Origin of the sequence: Paraburkholderia sp. J67 (assembly GCF_905220265.1) — a bacterium.
Classification (GTDB): domain Bacteria; phylum Pseudomonadota; class Gammaproteobacteria; order Burkholderiales; family Burkholderiaceae; genus Paraburkholderia.
The window spans coordinates 244,274-265,879 of the sequence record NZ_CAJMZK010000005.1 but is presented as its reverse complement, the minus strand read 5'-3'; the positions used below and the strand labels follow the sequence as shown (position 1 = coordinate 265,879).

17 protein-coding genes are annotated in these 21,606 nt (G+C 59.6%); 11 read left to right on the top strand and 6 right to left on the bottom strand.

Features of this window, described 5'->3' with window-relative positions; genetic code table 11:
- The first annotated feature begins 12 nt into the window (after positions 1 to 12).
- A complete protein-coding gene (locus tag U5782_RS12775; protein WP_322044180.1) occupies positions 13 to 4,797 on the top strand; it encodes a GMC oxidoreductase in 4,785 nt (1,594 codons plus the stop codon).
- An 8-nt stretch (positions 4,798 to 4,805) separates the two neighbouring features.
- The gene (locus U5782_RS12770) at positions 4,806 to 6,830 is read left to right on the top strand and encodes a hybrid sensor histidine kinase/response regulator (RefSeq protein WP_322044179.1); all 2,025 of its coding nucleotides are present in this window, start codon (positions 4,806 to 4,808) and stop codon (positions 6,828 to 6,830) included.
- Here U5782_RS12770 and U5782_RS12765 read toward each other — a convergent pair.
- Entirely contained in the window at positions 6,827 to 7,489 is a 663-nt protein-coding gene (locus tag U5782_RS12765) for a response regulator transcription factor (protein ID WP_322044178.1), read from the bottom strand. The two genes, U5782_RS12770 and U5782_RS12765, sit on opposite strands and share 4 nt — an antisense overlap.
- A 233-nt stretch (positions 7,490 to 7,722) precedes the next feature.
- On the opposite strand from U5782_RS12765, the gene U5782_RS12760 reads away from it, so the two are divergent.
- The gene (locus U5782_RS12760; protein ID WP_322044177.1) at positions 7,723 to 8,124 is read left to right on the top strand and encodes a hypothetical protein; all 402 of its coding nucleotides are present in this window, start codon (positions 7,723 to 7,725) and stop codon (positions 8,122 to 8,124) included.
- A 182-nt stretch (positions 8,125 to 8,306) separates the two neighbouring features.
- Here the strand turns inward: U5782_RS12760 and U5782_RS12755 are convergent, their stop codons facing one another.
- A complete protein-coding gene (locus U5782_RS12755; protein ID WP_322044176.1) occupies positions 8,307 to 9,215 on the bottom strand; it encodes a LysR family transcriptional regulator in 909 nt (302 codons plus the stop codon).
- Positions 9,216 to 9,476: 261 nt separating this feature from the next.
- On the opposite strand from U5782_RS12755, the gene U5782_RS12750 reads away from it, so the two are divergent.
- From U5782_RS12750 to U5782_RS12720, 7 genes are all read left to right on the top strand, one after another.
- On the top strand, positions 9,477 to 10,457 hold the full coding sequence (locus U5782_RS12750; RefSeq protein WP_322044175.1) for a VOC family protein: 981 nt from the start codon (positions 9,477 to 9,479) through the stop codon (positions 10,455 to 10,457).
- A gap of 55 nt (positions 10,458 to 10,512) precedes the next feature.
- Entirely contained in the window at positions 10,513 to 11,652 is a 1,140-nt protein-coding gene (locus tag U5782_RS12745; RefSeq protein ID WP_322044174.1) for an FAD-dependent oxidoreductase, read from the top strand.
- Between the two features lie 14 nt (positions 11,653 to 11,666).
- Complete coding sequence (locus tag U5782_RS12740) at positions 11,667 to 12,593, top strand: 3-keto-5-aminohexanoate cleavage protein (RefSeq protein WP_322044173.1); 927 nt, start codon at positions 11,667 to 11,669, stop codon at positions 12,591 to 12,593.
- A gap of 67 nt (positions 12,594 to 12,660) precedes the next feature.
- Positions 12,661 to 13,836 (top strand): alpha/beta hydrolase family protein, encoded by a 1,176-nt coding sequence (locus tag U5782_RS12735; protein ID WP_322044172.1) that lies wholly within the window; start codon positions 12,661 to 12,663, stop codon positions 13,834 to 13,836.
- Positions 13,833 to 14,609: a cyclase family protein gene (locus U5782_RS12730; protein WP_322044171.1), complete on the top strand. Its 777-nt coding sequence runs from the start codon at positions 13,833 to 13,835 to the stop codon at positions 14,607 to 14,609. Before U5782_RS12735 ends, U5782_RS12730 begins: the two co-directional genes overlap by 4 nt.
- Before the next feature lie 116 nt (positions 14,610 to 14,725).
- Entirely contained in the window at positions 14,726 to 15,634 is a 909-nt protein-coding gene (locus U5782_RS12725) for a transporter (RefSeq protein WP_322044170.1), read from the top strand.
- 24 nt (positions 15,635 to 15,658) lie between these two features.
- A complete protein-coding gene (locus U5782_RS12720) occupies positions 15,659 to 16,009 on the top strand; it encodes an EthD domain-containing protein (protein ID WP_322044169.1) in 351 nt (116 codons plus the stop codon).
- A 199-nt stretch (positions 16,010 to 16,208) separates the two neighbouring features.
- Here U5782_RS12720 and U5782_RS12715 read toward each other — a convergent pair whose 3' ends face one another.
- The 4 genes from U5782_RS12715 to U5782_RS12700 form a co-directional block, all read right to left on the bottom strand.
- On the bottom strand, positions 16,209 to 17,843 hold the full coding sequence (locus U5782_RS12715) for an intermembrane transport protein PqiB (RefSeq protein ID WP_415914311.1): 1,635 nt from the start codon (positions 17,841 to 17,843) through the stop codon (positions 16,209 to 16,211).
- Entirely contained in the window at positions 17,840 to 19,324 is a 1,485-nt protein-coding gene (locus tag U5782_RS12710) for a paraquat-inducible protein A (protein ID WP_322044322.1), read from the bottom strand. Before U5782_RS12710 ends, U5782_RS12715 begins: the two co-directional genes overlap by 4 nt.
- A 343-nt stretch (positions 19,325 to 19,667) precedes the next feature.
- Positions 19,668 to 20,039 carry an RcnB family protein gene (locus U5782_RS12705; protein WP_322044168.1) on the bottom strand — a complete coding sequence of 124 codons (372 nt, stop codon included), beginning with the start codon at positions 20,037 to 20,039 and terminating at the stop codon, positions 19,668 to 19,670.
- Between the two features lie 74 nt (positions 20,040 to 20,113).
- A complete protein-coding gene (locus tag U5782_RS12700) occupies positions 20,114 to 20,347 on the bottom strand; it encodes a hypothetical protein (RefSeq protein ID WP_322044167.1) in 234 nt (77 codons plus the stop codon).
- A gap of 441 nt (positions 20,348 to 20,788) precedes the next feature.
- On the opposite strand from U5782_RS12700, the gene U5782_RS12695 reads away from it, so the two are divergent.
- On the top strand, positions 20,789 to 21,592 hold the full coding sequence (locus U5782_RS12695) for a pentapeptide repeat-containing protein (RefSeq protein ID WP_322044166.1): 804 nt from the start codon (positions 20,789 to 20,791) through the stop codon (positions 21,590 to 21,592).
- The last annotated feature ends 14 nt before the right edge of the window (positions 21,593 to 21,606 follow it).

Genomic DNA, 21,606 nt, shown 5'->3' with positions numbered 1-21,606 from the left:
ACCGGAGCCGCGATGAATCCCGATGACCCGCTATGGCAAGCCAGAGATCCGGACACGACGCCCTTCGACTATGTGATCGTGGGGTCGGGTGCGGGCGGAGGCCCGCTCGCCGCGCGGCTGGCGCTAAATGGGTGCCGTGTTCTGTTGATCGAAGCCGGCAATGATCCCGCCGTTGCACAGCACGGCGCGCCTGCTCAGCCACTGACGCGCGGTGCGCCCGATCTCGCGCAGCAGCCCATGCGCCAGGTGTACGCGGTGCCAGCCTTCCATGCGCGTGCGACCGAAGACCCGGACATGAGTTGGGAATTCTCGGTGCGGCACTATACGAATACCGCGCGCCAGCAGGATGATTCGAAATACAACGGCGCGATGGACCCTTCGCTGGCAAAAGGCGGGGAGCAGCAGGGCGGCATCTTTTATCCGCGCGCGGCGGCCATAGGCGGCTGCACGTCGCACCACGCAATGATCATCATTCGTCCAAATGACGCCGACTGGGACCATATTGCACAATTCACCGGCGACGATTCATGGCGGTCGCAGAACATGCAGGGCTATTTCGCCAAGATCGAAAATTGCCTGTATTACGCAGCCTACCGCACGTTCGCCGGCAAAACGCTGGGACTGTTATTCCGCTTTCTGGCGTGGTCGGCACGTGTGCTCGATCCGCGTGGTCAGCTCGATCCCGGTGGCCACGGCGGCGCGGGCTGGCAGAAAACGAGCTTCATCGACCCGTTCGTCATCTGCGCCATCGTGCGGGGCGACCGCACCTTTTTAAGTGTCATCAAGGACGTGCTGTTTGCGTCGCTGGCGAATCGCAACGCGGCCTCGATGTTCGGCCGGGCGCTTGCCCGTTTTCAGATTTTGCAGTTCCTCGATCCTAATGTCCGCTTGCCCGATATTCAGAGCCGTGCCCATGTTTCGCTGATCTCGATTGGCACCGATGGCAAGCGTCGCTGCGGTCTACGCGACCATCTGCTGAATGTCAGGGACGCATTCCCGGATCGGCTCGTGATACTGAACCCGGCGCATGCAACGCGGATTGTGTTCGAGAAACCCGGCAACGACGTGCCGCGCGCGATCGGCGTGGAGGTTCGCATTGGCCCGCATCTCTACGCGGCCAGCCCGAAACATGGCGGCAACGACGTTACGCCCGACACCTGGCAGGTATTCGCCCGCCGCGAGGTGATTGTCTGCGGCGGTGCATTCAACACGCCGCAATTGCTCATGCTCAGCGGCATTGGCGATGCAGCGAATCTGGGCGCCATCGTCAAAGGGCCGTGCGGCCGCGATGGAACACCGGTCGCGCCGATCGTGAATCTGCCGGGCGTCGGCCGCAATCTTCAGGACCGCTATGAAATCAGTGTGATCAGCGAGACGAGCGAGCCGTTTTCCACGCTCGACGGCGCGAGTTTCGATCCCGGCGACAACGCGGACCCCATGCTGCGCCAGTGGCTCGCCGATCAGAGCGGCCTGTACTCGACCAACGGCGGCGCGCTCGCCATGATGATGTCGTCCACTCATGGCGCCCGCATACGCAGCGACCCCGATCTGTTCGTATTCGGCTTGCCGGCCGCGTTTCGGGGCTACTACTGGAATTATTCGAAGCAGTTGCTCTGCCGGAGCATGACGTCGCATGAAAAGACGCGAAATTTGTGGAGCTGGGTGATCCTCAAGGCTTACACCAATAACAACAATGGCACGCTCACCCTGCGTAGCGCAAACCCCTTCGAAACGCCGGAAATCAATTTTCACTCGTTCGACGATACCCCCGAGGGCGCGCAAGACTGCGATGACGATGTCGATGCGCTGTGTTACGCGATCAAGCGCATGCGTGAAATCAATGGCCGCGTGAGCGCGTTGAGCAATGAAGTTCAGCCGGGTCTGGACAAGCCTGATTGTTCGCCGGCGATGCGTCAGTGGATCAAGAACGAGGCGTGGGGGCATCACGCGTGCGGGACTTGCCGGATCGGTCACGATCCCTGGCACGCCGATCCGCAGGCGCTCCAGGACCGCTTTGCCGTGGTGGACAGCAATTTTCGCGTGCATGGGGTGGAAGGTTTGCGCATTGTCGATACCTCGGTCTTTCCGCAAATTCCTGGCTACTTCATCGTGACGCCGACCTTCATGATCAGCGAAAAGGCCGCCGATGTCTTGCTGGCCGACTCGCAGGGATATCCACGCGCGCTTGAGAGCGTGGAAGCGCGCGCGGTACGCGAGCGCCGTCGCCTGGCGCGGCCCGAATGGCAGGAGCCTGCCCATGCAGACCCGGCGCGATTGCCTGCCGATGCGGTTGGACTTGCCTTGTCCGGCGGTGGCGTACGCAGCGCCACCTTTTGTCTTGGCGTTCTTCAGGCGCTCGCCAAAACGCGGCGGTTGCGTGATATCGACTTCATGTCATCGGTATCCGGCGGTGGCTATATTGCTTCATTTCTCGGCAAGCTCTATACGCAGATGCCGAATCAGGATCGCCAGATGCCCGTGGAGCGCGTCGAGCGTACGCTGACGAATCTGGCTTCGTCGACGATCCAGTGGTTGCGCTACAACGCGCAATATCTTGCGGGCGGTGGCCGTCGCGATACGCTATTCGACGTTGCCGTCATTTTGCGCAACCTCGCGGCAGTACATGTCTGGATCGGCGCGCTGTTGTTTGGCGTGCTCGGTGCACTGCACTGGTTCGTGCTCGACTGCTCGACGTTCAACTTCCTCTCACCGGTGTGCGAGCGCGCGCCGCCGCAATGGTACGGCGTGACGCTGTCCGCCTGGTGGTGGCTGCCGCCGTGGCTCTTCGTGCTCGGCGTGCTGCCGCCATCCATCGGCTACTGGCTGACCATGCGGCGTCGCCCGAATAGCGATTGGCGCTCATGGATGCCCTTCGTCCTTTGGATCGTGATGCTCGGTTGCGCGATCTACGGACTGACGCTGCCCGACATCGAAATCTGGAGCGCCGTCGCGCTCGCTGTGCTGCTGATCGCGTGGTTCGAGCAACAGGCGGCGGGCCTGTTCATCGCCAATCCGGCGGCGCCCGGAACGGGTGCGCCGCCGATCAATCCCGGCACGGCGCAGCCTGAGGGCGGCACGATCGTCATTCGCAACCGTTTGACCCGGTTGCTTGGCGCGGCGCTCTTCGGCTTTATCGTGACGGTGCTGTTCGTGGTGATCGACACGCTCGCGCAACGCCTTCCGCTGCACGGCATGCAGGCGGTTGGCTGGTCCATGGCCGGCGCTGCGCCCGTTCTGGTGCTGCTCAGGGGAGTTGTGGCGAGCGTATTGAAGCGTCAGGCGAGAACGGCTGCGGCGAGCGCGTCGGATGCGGGCAGCAGCCTGGCAGGAGACCTCGTGCGGGAGATCTTGCTCGCTGTCGTTGCATTTGCTTTGGCATCCGTATTGTTTCTGTTTCTCGATCTGCTCGTTTATCTGGCGTTCACGCTCGACTCGAACACGGCGCGTTTTTGCGTGGTGACGGCCTTGCTCATTTCGGCGGTGAAAGGGCGGGTGCTCCTCTTTCTGAATCTGTCCTCGCTGCAACAAAGCTACGCGCAGAAGCTGGTGCGGACCTGGCTGGGCGCGTCCAACGATGCCCGCGTGAATCCGCCAGGCACCAGCAAGCCTGTGCCGGTTGGCGTGAGCGACCTGGGCGACGATGTCTTCTTCGACGAATACCATCCTGAAAGCCACGGCGGCCCGCTGCACCTGGTGTGCGCGTGTCTGAACAACACGGTTGACCCACTTTCGGGCAACCAGCTGCGCGACGACAAAGGCATGCCGATGTGTGTCGGGCCGGCCGGCATGAGTGTCGGGAGGCGCTTTCACGCGCTCTGGGGCGAGCGCGACGTGAAAACGACGCCTGTGCGTGTTGCGCCCGTCAGCGCTGTGCGCGTGGACCCCGATCCGAACGCTTTCCACGCGCTCGCCAGAGCGGACGGCGCGCAAGTCAATGTCGAACGGCTGAGCCTGGGGCAGTGGATGGCGATCTCCGGTGCGGCGGCATCCACCGGTCTTGGCCGCAACACCAAACTGGCGCAATCGCTATTGCTTGGCCTGCTGAATGTGCGCATCGGTTACTGGTGGAACAGCGGGATCGCGGCGGGCGAGCGGCCCGGGCACTATCCCCGAGGGCTCTGGCGCTGGCTCAAATCGTTGCCTGCGTCGATCTTCACCTTGCAGGCAAAGCTGCTCGACGAATGGCGCGCCTATTTCGAGGGCCCTTCCGCGCGCATGTGGTATCTGAGCGATGGCGGTCACTTCGATAATACGGGCATCTACGAACTGATACGCCGCAGACTGCCGTTCATTGTCGCCGTCGACGCAGCCGCCGATCCCGACTATTCCTGTGAGTCGCTCGCACTGCTGACGAGGCAGGTGCGCTATGACTTCTGCGCGACGATCAGCTGGCTCGACCCGAGCGCGGTGCGCGCGAGGCTCGCGCGTCGCCAGTTCGGATGGAGTGCATTCGAGCGTGGGGCGAATGAGCCGCGCGTGCCGGACTGGATCAGGACTTCGCTCGATCCGGAAGCCATTGGCTCGTTTTCCGAACTGAAGCGCGACGGCTTGCGTGGCGCCGCGCTTGCCTGCATCACTTACTCGAACCAGCCGGAGCGCGTGAGCTGGATGCTGTACGTGAAGCCAGGCATCGGCATCGGCCTGCCCACCGATGTCCGTACCTACGCGGAAAACTACAGCGACTTCCCGCAGCAAACCACGGCGGACCAGTTCTTCACCGACAGTCAGTGGGAAGCGTATCGCGAGTTGGGCTACTGCGCGGGCATGCACGTATTCACGCCCGATCGGGGCTCGTGAGGCCAATCATGAAGACGATCGGAAAGACGTTGCGCAGTGGCTGCGTCAGGTTGCGCGCGCGAATGTCGGGACTGATCTTTCAATCGGCCACTGAATCAAGATTCCTTAAACGCTCGTCGGCGCCCGGCGCGGTGCGCGCATGGCTGGTTGACATTCTCTGCTGGCCGGCGCGTTTCGACGACCCGAAGGTCGAAGTGGAATTTACCGAGGACTATGGCCGACGGTTTGCCGACTTTCGTCGTGCCGCCCTGGTACTCGGCACGCTGATCTGGGTGTGTTTTGGGTTCTGGGAAATCAGGCTTGCGCAAAGCAGCCCCGTCTTCAGGCCTTATTTCCCGGAGGTTTTCGCGTTCCGTTGGGCCGGCGCGCTCGGCGCGACCCTCGGCATCGTGCTGGCCTTCAGACTCGCGTTTCATCGGGACAGGGTGGCGCACTGGATCTTGCTGTCTGGCCTCGCGTTCATGTGTCTGTGCCTGCTGATGCAAACGGTCCTGGCACCCCGCCCATTCAATTTCACGCATTTTTTTGTCGGCTTTTATTTGATTCTTTTCTATCAATTCGGCTTTCTTCGTTTGCGAGCCAAGGCGACGCTGATACTGACGCTGTGCGTGATCGCTGCGATCGTGATGGCGCAACTGCTGACTCGGGCGATCGAGCCAGAGAACTTTGCGGCGGGCATGTTCTACCTTCTGAACGTCGCTGTGCTGGGCCATAGCGTCAATGTGAATGCCGAGCGGCATGTGCGCGAGCGCTATGTCGCTGTTCAGGCGCTCGCGCAAAAACACGATGACCTCGAACTCGCCCGGCGCGACCAGCAGATCCGGTCGGACGCACTGATCGCGTTGCGCGAGCAGCAGCGCGAAGCCGCCGAGCGGGCAAGCCGGGCGAAATCGCGCTTTATGGCTGCCGCAGCGCATGATCTGCGGCAGCCCATGCACGCTTTGAACCTCTTTCTTGCCGCAGCCGACGAAGCGCTGAAGGCGCGCGACATCGACGCATCGAGCCGGTTGATCGGCGATGCGCGCAAGGCGTCGGTACTGACCGCGCGTCTGTTCAACGGGGTACTCGATCTGTCGAAGCTGGAATCGGGGCACGTCAATCCGGTCTACACGAGCGTCGACCTGAGCCGCGTGATCGACGAGACAGTCGAGCAATTTGCCTCGTTTGCCGCGAGTCGCGGCGTTGCGCTGCGATATGGAAGGGCGCTGCAACGACCCGCCTGGGTACGCACCGATGCCGACTGGATTCCCCGCGTGCTAAGCAACCTCATCGCGAACGGGATCAAATACGCGGATCCATCGAAAGCAGGGCGATCCGCGGTCATCATCGGATTAGTACGTATGCCGAACTATGTGAGGATCGATGTTCTCGACAACGGTATTGGCATTGCGTCTGAGCATTGGGATGCGATCTTTCAGCCGTTCGTGCAGATTGGCAACCCGGAGCGGGATCGCGAAAAAGGGCTCGGACTGGGTCTGTCGATTGTGAATGCGGTCGTGGCGTTGCTGGAGGGGCACCGTCTCGAACTGAAGTCGGTCGAGGGGCGAGGGTCGCGCTTCTCGGTTCGCATGCCGGTGGCCGACCAACTTACATTTCCGGACCTGGCGATATCGCCTGTCGAATCGACATCGTTGCCGTCAGCGTCGTCGTTGCGTGGTCTCTATGTGTTGCTGATCGAGGACGACAGCCTGGTACGCGCTTCGATGGAGGCGTTGTTTGCGCGATGGGGGGTGCTGTTCGATTCGGTTCGCACCGTGGCCGCATTTGACGAGTTGTTGCAAACGATCGAGCGCGTGCCTGACCTGATCATCAGCGACTACCGGTTGCCGGAGGGCGCAACCGCACACGACGTCGTCAAACTGCAGGGCGAGCACTTTTCGCGGCCGGTGCCGTGCCTCGTGGTCACAGGCGAAGCAGGGATAAGCATGCAGGGGACGTTGCCCGAGCGCAGCGTGCTCAGCAAGCCGCTCGCCGCTGACACGCTGATTGCACGCATGCTCGAACTGATCGAAGTGCCCATTCGTGCGTGTTAATCCGCTGTGGTCTGCGCAACGGTGGGGATAGCAATGCCGCGGCGCGCCATTTCAACGATCAGGAAAGTGCGGCGCGACACGTTGAAGCGACTCAGCAGATCGCTGATGTACTCCTTCGCGGTGTTCTCCGCGATATTCATCTTTCGCGCGATGGCCTTGTTCGACATGCCCTGCAAAAGAAAGCCCAAGGTTTGCGCGAGGCGCGGCGGCAGATTCAACGATTCGATGGGAATGCCTTTCTGCGGACCCGGAGACTGTGGCGTATGGCCGCCTTTGCCAAGCACGCTGTTGGGCAGGTAGACGCGTCCATTAAGGATCGTTTGCAGCGCTTCGCGAAAGACCGCTCCACCTTCCTCGCTGGCCTTCGAGATGAAGCCGCCGGCGCCATGCTTGATGCAGTCCAGCACCGTTTCGCGATCGTCCTGCGCGGACAGCATCACGACATGCGCGGCACATTCGGATTGTTGTAGCCAGCGTAACAAGTCAAGCCCGGTGTGATTGCCCCCGATGTGATAGTCGAGGAAAACAAGGTCGTAAGCCTTGTTTTGCAGCTGTTCGACGGCCGCGTCGTACGAGCCGGCTTCGTCGATATCCAGCGTCGGCTCTGACGTCAGGATCAGGCTTTTCATCGCGATACGGGTCAAGCCTTCGTCTTCCACGAGCAGTACGTGGCGGAAATACAGGTTGTCCATCGGGCGTTCTCCATTGCGGACTATCGTACCCGCATTTTCTCCGGGCGCTATCCCCCCAAAGCGGGGGACGCTTATGGTGCCGCCTTCTGGAGGCAATGTTTCCCCGACACGGCGGGTTTTGCCGGAGCACGGGAACGCGCAGGATGACTTCACCGCAGATTCACTGTAGATCCGAGCCTGGCAGACGAGGAGATCTTGCGATGAAAGATAAGTCCGTGCCCTATGCGCTGGATGAACAGCGCCTGGAGAATCTGTTTGCACAGGGGCGCAGCGGGCCCTTGCGGGGGAGCGCGGCGGGCAGCGACAAAATAATTCGGGCGCGGACGGGAGCAGAGACGGAGGTGGGGCGGCGGCCGATCAGTCCCTATACCGTCCACAACCTCGATACCGCCATTGCGCACCTGGAGATCGCGATGAGCGCGGACAAAGCGATGGCGATTTTCGAACTGAGTTATTGGCACGGACGCGTGCACGAAATTCGCTCTACGCCAGGCATCTTGCACAGCCAGGAGCGTCGGCTTCAGTGTTTGCTGGATTGGTTCACGTCCAACGGGGAGGCAGACGAGCCGCTTTTTCAACACGAAAATCCTGGCGCAATGTGAGGTGTTCAAAACCGCAGTGACCACCGCTGGGGCAATGCGTGACGGGGTCACGCTCTGCAAGCGTTGAATCACAAGTCAGTTAGAGCGCGGAGGAGACCAGACAAACGAGAGCAGCGGGGGACGGGGCAACCCGTCTCCTGCTCCCCGCTCAGGCATTGCCATTTTCTTTCCAGCGCCGGATGCTAGGTCAGTGCTTGTGCCGCGGCCCGGATTTGATTCTTTACCCATACAACAGCCAGGTCGTGCTGCTTGTATTTGTGCCATTGTATTGTTTCATTCAACGGCGGAAGGTCTATCGGACAGGGTATGACACGTAATCCATAGAACGGGCTGATGAAGCGGGCAAGGCGCGTATGCAATGTCGCGATGCGATTTGTACCAACAAGCATGCGCGGCAAAAGCGTGAAGCTTGGTGCAACGATTTCGCGTCTGCGCTGCTGTCCACGCTCCAACAACACAGTTTCATCCATGGTGTGAACCTTATTGAGACCCCATTGGACTGCGACGTGCCCCATCTCAAGATATTGAGACTCCGAAATACGCTTCTTGATAGCCGTGTTTCCTTCCCATACGAGACAGCAGAAGGTATCTCCAAAGAGTTCTTCCGACGGGTGCCCAGGTGCGTTAAAGAAGTCGGGAACAATCAGCAGATCCACGTCTCCGCCGTCCAGATTCTCACGCGACTTTTCAGTGAGGGTTGAGATTTCGAACGTCATATGCGGGGCCGCTTCCCAGAAGGTCCTGAGCGCGTCTGCAAGAAGCATTTCGATAACGTAGTCGGATGCTTCAATTCTGATTTTCCGGTTCGACGTTGCCGGGTCAAACGCTGGCCGAGCGGTAGTAATCGCTTGTATGCGCAGCAGTACATCCTTCACCGGCTCGACAAGACTCTCTGCGAGAGGCGTCAGCACCATAGCCCTGCCAACGTGGACAAGGATTTCGTCCGAAAAGAAGTCCCGCAAGCGCGCCAGGCCGTTACTGGCAGCCGGCTGACTGAGGAATACTCGCTCAGCGGCTCTAGCGACGCTTCGCTCCGATAGTAAGGCATCCAGTAGAACGAGCTGATTCAGGTCGAGTTTATTGAATCGCAAGGGTGTCTCCTCCGCTGACATTCACGCGCTGAATGTATCACATTGAACGAATCAAGTTGAGTTAGTCCATGGCGCAAGCCATTATCCGTTCAACAGAACATAGGTATGGCCTGAGCCAGCCAGCGGAGACATCAATCATGGTCACCCAGTCCCCTCCTTGATTCCGGCGTAGTCACGCCAATCCGACATTGCCCCATTGTTGCGAGCACTCGAATGCCTCGCGGGGGCGCGTTCGTCCTTATCAATCGCCAAGGTCACATCATGACTATCCTCGGTATCAAATCGCTCGTGTATGGCGTCGAAGACGTCGAGCGTTGCACGCGTTTCTTCGACGACTTCGGGCTTCCCCTGGTCGAAAGCGACGCTGAGCAATCCGTATTCGTGCTCGCAGAAGGTTCGAGCGTCGTCGTGCGCTCGCTTGACGACAAGCGCCTTCCGACGTGTGCCCTCGTGGGCCCTGGCGTGCGGGAAGTCGTGTGGGGCGTCGACACGGAAGATAGTCTTAGGGCGCTGGTCGCGAATCTGTCCATCGACCGACGTGTCGAGATTGATGACGCTGGGGACGCACACTTTCTTTCGGACTGCGGACTTCCTATGGCGCTGTCTATCTTCAGCAAGCGTCCGGTTGTGAACGCACCCGACGGTTTGAATGCACCGGGCGTTGTGAACCGATTGAACACGCATCGCAAATGGCGCCGCAGAGCACACCCCAAGACCATCCAGCATGTCGTGTTCGCGGTGAAGGACTTCAAACAATCCTTCGCATTCTTCCGTGACCGGCTGGACTTCAGGCTCACCGATTATCAGCGCGGTTTCGGCATCTATAGCCGTGCGGCCGGAAGCAATAGCCATCACAACCTTTTCCTGCTCGACGCGTCGCTGCCGTTTCCCGGTCTTGATGGCCAGCCGCGTTTCCACCACGCGAATTTCGGTGTCGAAGACATCGATGAAATCATGACCGGCGCGAACTACATGGAGCGAAAAGGGTGGCCAAAGTCGCATCTGGGTCTCGGGCGGCACCGTATCGACTCCGCGCTCTTTTTCTATCTGCCGTGCCCGACGGGCGGCGAAGCGGAATACGGCGCCGATGGCGACTTCATCGACGACGCCTGGGTGCCCCGTGAATGGAGCGTTCCGCTTTTCGGTTACGCCCACTTCGTACACAACCTCCCGGAGTGGCTACGTGAAGTCCCGGAGTGGGAATTCAAGTTCCTGAAAGAAGGCGTCGCGCTGCCGGAATGACCGGTTCTTAAAAATTAGAGGGCGGCAGCAGTCCACCCGAATGAGGAGATACGTTGTGGAAAAGGTCAAGAAAGTCCTGATTGTAGGCGGTGGCATCGCCGGTCTGACGGCTGCGATTGCGCTCAAGCGCAGCGGAATTGAATCGCATGTCGTGGAGAAAAGTGCCGACTGGTCCGTATATGGCGTGGGCATTATCCAGCCATCGAACGCGCTTCGGGCGCTCCGCAGCATTGGTCTCGGCGATCTGTGTCTCGCGGATGGTCGAGGTTTCAATGGCTGGAGGTTCTGTGATGCCAACGGAGCGGTGCTGGCAGAGGCGGCGGCGTTTAGCGTCGCTGGGCCGGGCTACCCAGCGGCAAATGGCATTACACGACCTGCGCTGCACAAGATTCTCACTGAAGCAGTGCTACGGCAAGAGACGCCGGTCAGCCTCGGCGTGACGGTCGAGTCACTTGAGGACACGGGCGACAGAGTGAACGTCAGCTTCACAAATGGCGAGTCAGGGCGATACGACCTCGTCATTGGCGCAGACGGTGCTTACTCGAAAATCCGCGGGATGCTGTTTGGCGATGCCGTGCGTCCGCGATATACGGGGCAAGGCGTGTGGCGCTACAACTTCCCGCGCCCGAAAGACTTCGATTGGGGATGCATGTACTTCGGCAAGCAGAGCAAGGCCGGTCTCGTGCCGCTGACCGAGCAGGCAATGTATCTCTTCCTTGTAACCGCGGAGCAGGGGAATCCGCGCATGGTTACAGACCAGCTCGCCGTTCTTCTACGTGAGCGTATGCAGGAGTACGGCGGTCTGCTCGGAGAGTTGCGCGAGCTGGTCACGGACCCGACTGCCGTTGTCTATCGCCCAATGGAAGTGGTGATGCTGCCGCAGCCGTGGCATCGGGGCCGGGTGCTGCTCATTGGTGATGCGGCCCATTCCGGGACGCCGCACCTTGCCGAAGGCGCGGCAATGGCAATCGAAGATTCCATCGTCCTCGCCGAAATGTTGGACGGTGCGACGAGCATCGAGTCGACCCTCAACGCATTCTGGGCGAGACGCTCGCCTCGTGCGCAGCTCGTGTACGAGACGGGCATTCAACTCGGTGAGTGGGAGCAAGCCGAGTGGCGAGGGGAGCCCGCGGCCGGTGCTGCGTACAACGAAGCGTTCGCTAACGCCTATGCGGTGCTCAGCGAACCCATCTGATTGCAGGAGAAATCATGAACAAGGTAATTATCAGCTGCGCAGTAACGGGGGCCATCCATACGCCCTCCATGTCCCGGTATCTTCCTTTGACCCCGCACGCTATCGCGCAGCAAGCTATTGAAGCGGCAGAGGCTGGTGCGGCAATCCTGCATTTGCACGCGCGCGACCCCAAGGATGGCCGGCCCACGGCCGACCCGGCCGTATTCCAGCAGTTCGTACCGCAGATTGCACGTTCAACGAATGCCGTAGTGAACATCACAACGGGCGGTAGCACGAGTATGACGCTAGCAGAGCGGCTGGCGTATCCGCTCATCGCGAAGCCGGAAATGTGTTCGTTGAACATGGGGTCGATGAATTTCTCGATTCATCCGGCCGCACGCAAGATAACGGAGTGGCAATTCGACTGGGAAAAGCCTTATGTCGAAGGGACCGAGGACATCATCTTCCGTAACACGTTCCGCGACATTCGACGAATCGTCGAGCAACTCGGCGAATCCGGGACTCGCTTCGAGTTCGAATGCTACGACATCGGCCATCTGTACAACCTGGCGCACTTCGTCAACGAAGGTTTGATTAAACCTCCGTTCTTCATCCAGTCGATTTTCGGCATTCTCGGTGGCATCGGCCCGGACCCCGAGAACCTTGCGCTCATGCGGACAACGGCTGACCGTCTCTTCGGACGCGAAAACTATCGCTTTTCTGTACTCGGCGCCGGGCGTCATCAGATGTCGCTGCTGACCGCTGGCGCGGTGTTTGGCGGGAATGTTCGCGTCGGCCTGGAGGATAGCCTGTTCCTGGAACGCGGAAAGCTCGCCACGTCCAATGCAGACCAGGTTCGGAAGATTAAGCGAATCCTGCGGGAGTTGTCGCTGGAGGTTGCCACGCCCGATGAAGCGCGCGAGATGCTCCAGCTCAAGGGTGCCGCGAGCACGTCAATCTAATTACTCGGTCATTGCCAACGTCTCACGCGTTGGCGTGTGCCACAGCCCATTTATACAGAGATACAAAATGCTTGAATATTTCCCGACTAATTACGTGTGGAACCTCGCAACAAACCTCGCGCTGATGATGGGCGGAAACGTCGGTGAAATCGACGTAATTTGTCGTGGGCTGGTGGATGCATCCACGCGCGGCGACGACGAAGGAACGGAGGCGTTCTTCGAGGCGTGGTGCCACCAGGCAGATACGCTGGTTGAACTTGCCAATGAAGACATCGAACAGGGCCGAAAGCTGAGCGCTGGCAAGAAGCTCGGCCGCGCCGCGACCTACTATCTCACGGCCGAGCGGGCCCAGAACCGTGAATATGAGCCGCGTCGCCGGGCCTATTCGAAGATGCTCGATTCGTTCTCGAAGTTCACTCAATACAACCAGGAGAATTGCGAGCGCGTCGAGATTCCCTACGAAGGGAAGACGCTCGCGGGTCTCCTGGTCAAGGCCGAGCGCGCCGACGGTTCGTCGGCGCCGTGTATCGCGCACTTCAATGGTCTGGACAGCACCAAGGAGATGATTTACGGCGCTGGCATCGCACAGGCTCTGGCGCGCCGCGGCATTTCCACGCTCATGGTCGACCAGCCCGGCGTCGGTGAAGCACTTCGGCTCCATGACATGACGGCCATCGTTGAAAGCGAGAAGTGGGCCGGCGCCGTCGTCGACTATCTCGAAGGTCGCAAGGAAATCGACCGCGACATGATTGGCGTGTGCGCCTGGTCGCTTGGTGGCTATTACGCTCCCCGTGCCGCGGCATTCGAAAAGCGTTTCAAGCTTTGCGTCGCCTGGGGAGCGAATTTCAACTGGGGCGAACTCCAGCGTCGTCGACTCGCGCGTGAAGGCGATAAGCCGGTGCCCCACTACTGGGAGCACGTTCAATGGGTGTGGGGCAAGGGCTCGCTCGAGGAGTTCATGGAGTTCGCGCCGCAAGTTACGCTTGAACATGTGGTCGACAAAATCACGGTGCCGTTCCTGGTGACACATGGGGCGAACGACCGCCAGATTCCGCTCGAATACGCTCACGCGCAATACGAAGGCGCGGTGAACAGCCCGAAGCGCGAACTGAAATTCTTCACGCAACGGGAAGGCGGCGTTGAGCACGTGAGCGCGGATAACGTCGAGAACGCCCGGGACTATATCGCCGACTGGATAAGTGAGACGTTCGCGGAACTGGGCGCGAAAGGAGTGCGCAAATGAGCCAGCGCATTGTCGACCTCTCGATCTACCTCGAGAACGATGTGGTGTCCGACCCGCCGATTTACAGGCCGAAGATTCAGTACATCGACCACAAGATGTCCGTGCCGGACCTGACCAGCTTTTTCCCGGGCCTCAAACAGGAGGACCTTCCCGACGAGGAGGCGTGGGCAATCGAGCGTATCGAGCTGATTACCCACAATGGCACGCACCTTGATGCCCCATACCATTTCGCCTCGACGATGGATGGCGGCGAGCGGGCTTTGACGATTGACGAAGTGCCCCTCGAATGGTGTTTCCAGCCGGGCGTCAAGCTCGACTTCCGACACTTCGAGGACGGCTATGTTGTACAGGTCGAAGACGTCGAGTCGGAACTCGCGCGTATCGGCCATACGCTGAAGCCCTTCGAGATTGTGCTTGTGAATACGTCAGCGGGGTCTCGCTACGGGAACGACGACTACGTCAGCGCGGGATGTGGAATGGGCGCTGACGCCACGTTGTATCTCCTGGATCACGGCGTCAAGGTGACCGGTACGGATGGCTGGAGCTGGGACGCGCCATTCGTTCACACGAAGGAAAAGTACGCCGAAACCGGTGACGCATCGCTCATTTGGGAAGGACACAAGGCGAGCAGACTCAAGGGCTACTGTCACCTTGAGAAGCTCCATAACCTCGAGTCGCTGCCTCCCACGGGATTCACCGTCGCCTGTTTCCCGTTCAAGATTCGCGGCGCTTCAGCGGGTTGGACGAGAGCGGTTGCCATCCTCGATCACTGATTCAAACGCGTCGATGCGCGGAAACGCGATTGGAATAACGGGCGAAAGCTAGACCTGTTGTAGTTTGAAACCGCTCGTCTCGCGAGCGGTTAAATATAAATAGTTTGGAGACGACAATGAATGGCAAGCAGTTGAAAGCAGCACTTGTGCTGACGCTGGCGCTCGCCTGCACGAAAGCGATGGCTACGGAGAACGGACTTCAAAGTTACCCGCTCGGTGTGAATACGGTACTCGACGGCATTTTGCCGACTCCGGGAACGACCCAGTTGTACAACTACACGACGTTCTATAGCGCGAGTCGGTTCGCGGGTTCGGAAGGCGGCAGTGTCGTTCCCGGATTCAAGACACAGGTATTCGTGGACAGCCCCCGTGTCCTGCATACCTGGGGGCCTACGCTTGGTCCGCTTACTTTCACTTCTGGCCTCGTTGTCCCGGTAATCCACGCGAATATCAGCGCGGCGGGCGCAAGTGACTCCCGTTGGGGGCTGGGCGACATGGTCGTTCACGCGCTCACAATCGGGTTCTCAAATCCGTCTCATTATCTCTTCTCTGCGTTTGCGTTCGACTTTGCCTTGCCAACTGGCAGTTTTTCGGCGGACCGTATGGCGAACACTGGCCTGCATTCGTATGCCTTCATGCCAAATCTGAGCGTTACGTATTTCCCGTTCGAAAAGGTCGAAGTGTCGGCTACGGCGGGGTACGAAATCAATTCGCCGAACCACGAGACAGGGTATCACTCGGGGAACGTGGCGTTTCTCGATTGGGTTGCCGGCTACGCCGTGACGTCGAGGCTTCAACTCGGCGTGCAAGGATACGCACTGAAACAAACGACGGACGATACGCTAAACGGTGCGGTTTTTGATGGTGGTTTTCGCGGACGCGTCTATGCAATCGGTCCGCAGATTCGGTTCGATATCACGAAGTATTCCGGTGTCGTGTTCAAGTGGCAGCATGAATTCGGGGCAGAGAACCGTCCACAAGGGGATAGAGTCTGGCTCGAGTTCACGTTCCCGATTGGCGGTTAATTTCAAATAATGGAGAAAAGCTCGATGCTCAAATTGGTCATCGCCGTCAAGCGGCACCCGGATTTTACTCAGGAGGAGTTCCGCAGATATTTGAGCGTCGAGCACGCGAAGCTCATGCGAGAGTGCCCAGCAAGTGAGAAATACGTACGCCGGTACGTACAAAGCTACGCGCTGCCGATGGGGCTCAACGGTGGCGAGCCTGAAGCGCCTTGCGTGTTCGACGCTGTCTCCGAGTTGTGGTTCGATTCGGGAGCTGACATGAAAGCGTTCTTCTCGGACCCTGACTACCTGGCTAACGTGCGTCCTGACGAGTCCCGGTTCTCTGAAAGGGACAACTGTGTATTCTTCATGACGGAAGAGCGTCAAATTATTTAGGCGATCGGGGCAGGCAGCTATAAGGGCGCGGATACCGATCTTCGTGGTGCGAGACCGATCCGCGCGCAAATAGCGTTCCCCTCTTGACACAAACGCCCCGGTCCTGCCTTTTGGCGGAACCTCGCGCGCGTAGTCGATGAACAACGCTTCGCCTGGCGGGACGAGCCGCGTTGACTCGATTGACACGCGGTCCGATTCTTCAATTGCTCCGCAGTTTGCCGCGCAGCAGCGATTCGGGATGGCGCTCCAGGTAATCCGCGAGCGAGTTGAGCGATTGCAGCGTGCGCATGAGTTCCTGTAGCGCCTGGTGCACGTCCGATTGCAGCGGCGAATCCTGCTGCAATGTGGACTGCGCGGCGGCGAAGGTCTTTTGCGCCTCGTCGAGCGTGCCGCTCATTTTCGGCAACACCTGATCGTTTACCTGCGCAAACAGCTTGTTGGCGTTGACGAGCGATGCGTTCAGGTTGTTACCGATCTTGTCGAACGGAATCTGATTGAGTTTCTTCGTGATGTCTGCGACCTGCTGCTGGAGTTCTTCGAGCGAGTTCGGCAGCGTCGGAAGTTCGATCGGATCGCGGTCGAGATCGGCCTTCGCGGGACCCGCGTTCGGGAACACATCGAGCGCGATATACAACTGACCGGTAAGCAGATTGCCGTTGCGCAACTGCCCGCGCAAACCATGCTCCACCAGGCCTTCGATCAAGGCGTTGCGTTGAGCGGCATCGGGTGGCGGCGTAGGGCCGCCCCGCGAGTGTCGGGCCAGGCGCTGCGGATACAGATTCATTGTCACCGGCATGGTGAAATTGTGCTGCTTCGGGTCGTATTCGATGCCGATGTTGGTCACCTGACCAAGCACGATCCCGCGCAGATCCACCGGCGCGCCCACCGATAGACCTCGAAGCGACTGGTTGAAGTACATCACCACGCGCAACGGTGCGCCGTCCGGCTCGCGCATCGCTTCGCTTTCGTCGGTAGCTAGCGTGAAGGTGGCGTTGTCGGGCGCTTGCGGGCCCGAGGCCTGACCAGTTGGCGCCTGGAAAGCGAGGCCGCCTGTCATGACGGTCGCGAGCGACTGCGTATTGACCTTGATACCGCTTGAATCGAGCTGCACGTTCACACCGCTTGCGTGCCACCAGCGCGTGTTGGTGCCCACGTACTGATCGTAGGGCGCGCTTATGAACACCCGGGCGGTCACGCCGGCGCCGTCCTTGTCGAGCGAATAGCCCGTGACCTGACCGACCTGGATGCGGCGATAGAAAATGGGCGTGCCAATATCGAGCGAGCCGAGAGTTTCGCTATGTAGTGTGTAGTGGTGACCCTTCTGGTCGATGGTGACGGCAGGCGGCGTTTCCAGCCCGGTGTAGTCGTTTGCAGTGTCCTGCGAACGGCCCGCATCCGCGCCGATGTATGCGCCGGACAGCAGCGTGCCCAGTCCCGAGACGCCGCTTGCGCCCACGCGCGGACGCACCACCCAGAAACGGCTGTCCTTCTTTGCGAAGTTTTCGGCGTCCTTGGTGAGTTCGACGGTCACGAGCACATGCGAGAGATTCGGCGCGAGCTTGATGGCGCGCACCGAGCCGATATCGACGTCCTTGTATTTGACCTTGGTCTTGCCCGGCTCCAGCCCATCGGCGGTCATGAAACTGATCGTGATGGTCGGGCCGCGCATTGCAACCGTCTTCACCACGAGCGCTACGCCGACTAGTGCCGCGATGAGCGGAACGATCCACACGAGCGAAGGCAGCCAGCGTCTGGTTTCGATGATGTCGGGCTCGCGCATGTCCGATGGGGCGGCATGACCGGAAGGGGTATTCGTTCCTTTCGGATCAGTCATTCGGTTGTTCCTGTGTGTTGCGAGCGTTCTTTGGTGGCGCGGTGTGCCGGGTCCCAGATCAGCCGCGGATCGAAGCTCATCGCGGCCATCATGGTCAGGATGACGACCAGACCAAACGCGACGGCTCCCGGCCCCGCAGTCACAACGCCGAAGGATCCAAAGCGCACCAGGGAGACCGTGAGGGCGATCACGAAGATATCCAGCATCGACCATCGGCCGATGAGTTCGACGATCCGATAGAGCTTCGCGCGTTCTCCTGTTCGCCAGGTCGAGCGCCGCTGGGCGGTAAAGGCAAGAAGCGTGAGCGCAGAGAGCTTCAGCATCGGCACCATGATGCTGGCGATAAAAATGACGCTCGCGATCAGCCATTCGCCAGAGAGCCAGAAGTGGACGATGCCGCTCAGGATGGTGTCGTGCCGCTCGTGCGCAAGCGTGGTGGTGTACATGATCGGCAGGAGGTTCGCGGGAAGGTAGAGAAACCCCGCTGCAATCAGGAGGGCCCACGTGCGCCCGAAGGAATCGGGCAATCGCACGCTGATTCGCGCGTGGCAGCGACCGCAGTACTGATGGTGCTTGTGAGGATGCCGCTTTTCGAGTTGACCACACACGTGACATCCGACCAGCCCGGCTCCAGCCGAGGTAAGGCAGTGCTGGTGAGCGTTGCTAGCGGTGCTGGGCGCCCCGACACCCCGGTCGAGTACATTCGGCCCGGCATCCGGCAAACGTCGTCGTGATCCGGCACGTAGCGATTCAGCGATATCCCAGAGCACGCGAGGTTCGAACGCGGCGACGAAGGTGAGCATCAGCGCAAGGATGCCGAAGGCGAACAGGGACGTTTCAGGCGTAACGTGCGCGATGCTCACCATCTTGACGACCGTGACGAGGATGCCCAGAACAAATACTTCAAGCATGCCCCACGGTCGCACGAACTGAACCATGCGCAACACCTGGTTGAATCCCGGTGGAACGAAGCCGCTGCGAAGGGGCAACAGCACGTAAAGCAGCGCCAGAATTTCAATGAGCGGAAAGAGGGTGGTTGCACAGAACACCATCGCCGCCACGAGCTGCATGTTCTCGTTCCACAACACCACGAGCGCGCCGAACAGACTCGAATCCGACGTGATGCCGTTGATGTCGAGTTCCATGATGGGAAACGCCTGCGAGATGACGAACGTAACGAGTGCCGCTACGGTGATTGCGCAGATGCGGTCGAGGCGCGCTGAACTGGCTTGACCGAGCGCCGAGCCACAGCGCGAACAAAGCGCCGACTGCCGCGCCAGGAGGCGCGGCTTGCGATAGAGGGCGTCGCAATGTCGGCACGCTACAAATTCAGGGTAAGACATGGGGGCGGCGTGAAGCAGGTAAATAGGGCGGGAGGGCTCATCGCACTGGCGAATTTCATAGACAACCACCAGTGGCGCCGTATTCCACTCCAACGCGGATCGTGCTCGAAGCGTTTGAATACGGTCCTCAAGCATCACCGTCGACAATATTTATTCCAGGTGGAAAATATTCCAATTGGAATATATGTGTCAAGTGATATATTTTTGCAACGCCTACCAATTCTTACTTCTGCGCGCGAAAGGTGGTGGCATGCCACGGGGATTCGGCGATGGGGCGGCGTCAGTGAGCGCGGGTTTTATCGCGCGTTGCATGGCCGAGAGAGAACGGTGCCTGTAGACCGTGTGGCTGCGGTCACTGGGAAAATACAAGCAGCCTTGGTAACTTTCACGGCGTGCGCGAGCTTTGTGGGCATGCGCGTCACGCCGCCGATAGCCGCCCTCGCGATGCAAGGGCAGCACGAGCAGGTGGCGAACCTGCAAGTCAGGGATGAGGCGCCAGCAAGATATTCGCGATGACACCCGTGGTGACCGCTGCCAGCACGAATTCACCATTGACGTTTAGCCATTCGTAGCCAACGGGCGGCGGTTGCAATTCGTACGCCCTCCAATCGTCCACTACGTATTGAGGCGCCAGGTATTGCGGAGGCACGGGCGCGCCGCGGTGCCAGTCATGGTGAGGCACGGGAAATTTCGCAGCCGGTCCTGCAGGACCATTCGGGCCATTCGGACCGTCGGGGCGGTGCGCGTAAGGGGCGCCGTCATCGGGTCCCATCGGACCTTCCTGCGCGTATCCAGCCACGGAAAGGCAGAGCAGGCTTGTCGCAAGGGCAAGCGCAATCGTGGGCTTTCTCATGGAATTCTCCTTTGAGTGAATGGGTATCTCGGTCACTCGTCAGTCGCCTGCGACGCTGAGAATGCGGCTTTCCATTAGTCGACTGCTGCCCGTTGATGGTGTTCGGGCGCTGAGCGTCGTTGATCAGGGGCGGATTGAAGGCTACGGTGCGGTGCATCGCCGTGGGCCTTTGCATGATCGGGTGCGTGGTCGTTTCGCTTCGCCTGGTGGCCGCCGGGCTGGTCGCCGAGCCTTTCCTGAGCGGCTGCCGGCAACGCGATAACGCCTACGCCCGCCGCAGCGATCAGAGCGAATACCTGCTTCTTCATCAAACGGTCCTTGGATAAGTCAATGTCGAGCGCTCATCCTCTCACCCTTCATATCGAAGCAAGTTACGAAATCTTGTTCCTGGATGCGCCTGGCATGCGCCAGAACGGGGTTGTATCGCCTCAAACAGTGCGCAGACCGCGAGGGCTAAAAAGAACATCTTGTTGCAAATTGGCTCGAAGATTCAGACATCGCCGCTTCTATCGGCAGTCGTACAGGATTTCAGCGGTTCGGCGAACGTCAGGTCTTCTTCAACCGCCCCAGTAGTGTTGGGCCGCATACCGGAAGCGAAAAAATCGGCATAAATGACCTGATTTTTTAAATGAAACGAACTATAAATCGCCACTTTTACCTCGTCTTGCGTTGAGAATCATTATGTTAAAAAATGACGCCCGAGTAGAGGCGCGCGCTACGTAATCGGAAAAAAATGATTGGCGATGGGTATGCATATCAACGATGTCGAGTTGCAGGCATTGCGGGAGCGCTGGCGCGAAGGCAAGTACAGGGCCGTACAGGAAGCGCTCGAACGAACCGTGCCGCAGGCCGATTGGATGGATCTATGCGACGCCATCGATCATCCGGTCGGCAAACGGCTGGCAAACGACCTGCGGGGCGTGCAACTGCTTGCGCAGGATTTGAAGAACCTCGATCTGGGCGACAGTTTGCTCGATCTTGCGGTGTTCGATCGCAGCAGGTTCAACGGCGCGCAGTTCCAGTGGTCGATCATGAATGGCGCGTCGTTTCGCGAATGCACGTTGCGCCTGACGCAGATGATCATCGTTTTCGGCGAGGCAATCGACTTTCATGGTGCGACGTTTGAGCGGGCCTATATCGAACATGCGCAGATTGAAAAATCGAACTTCTCGACGGTCGTGATGCAGGGGGGAACCCTGAGCAATTCGAACGTAAAGCACTGCGATTTTTCCGGCATGCAATTCGCGAACGGGAAGTTTGAAAATAACGATGCGCGTCGCGGCGATTTCTCGGCAGCGCGTTTCGTCGACTGCAATTTTTCGCAATCGCTGCTCAACGAGGCGCGCCTCATCGGGGCGTCGTTCGACAATTGCGATCTGAGCGGCGTCGACTTCCGTGGTGCGAATCTGGACGGCGTGGATTTCCGCGCCGGTACGTTCTGGAGCGCGCCAGACGGTACGTCAATGGGCCGAACCCGGTTCGACGATACCCCGGCGGCACGACGCGCGGTTGAACGCAGCACGGCGTCGGGGAAGCAAGATATCGAATGGTGAATAGCTGCTGCATG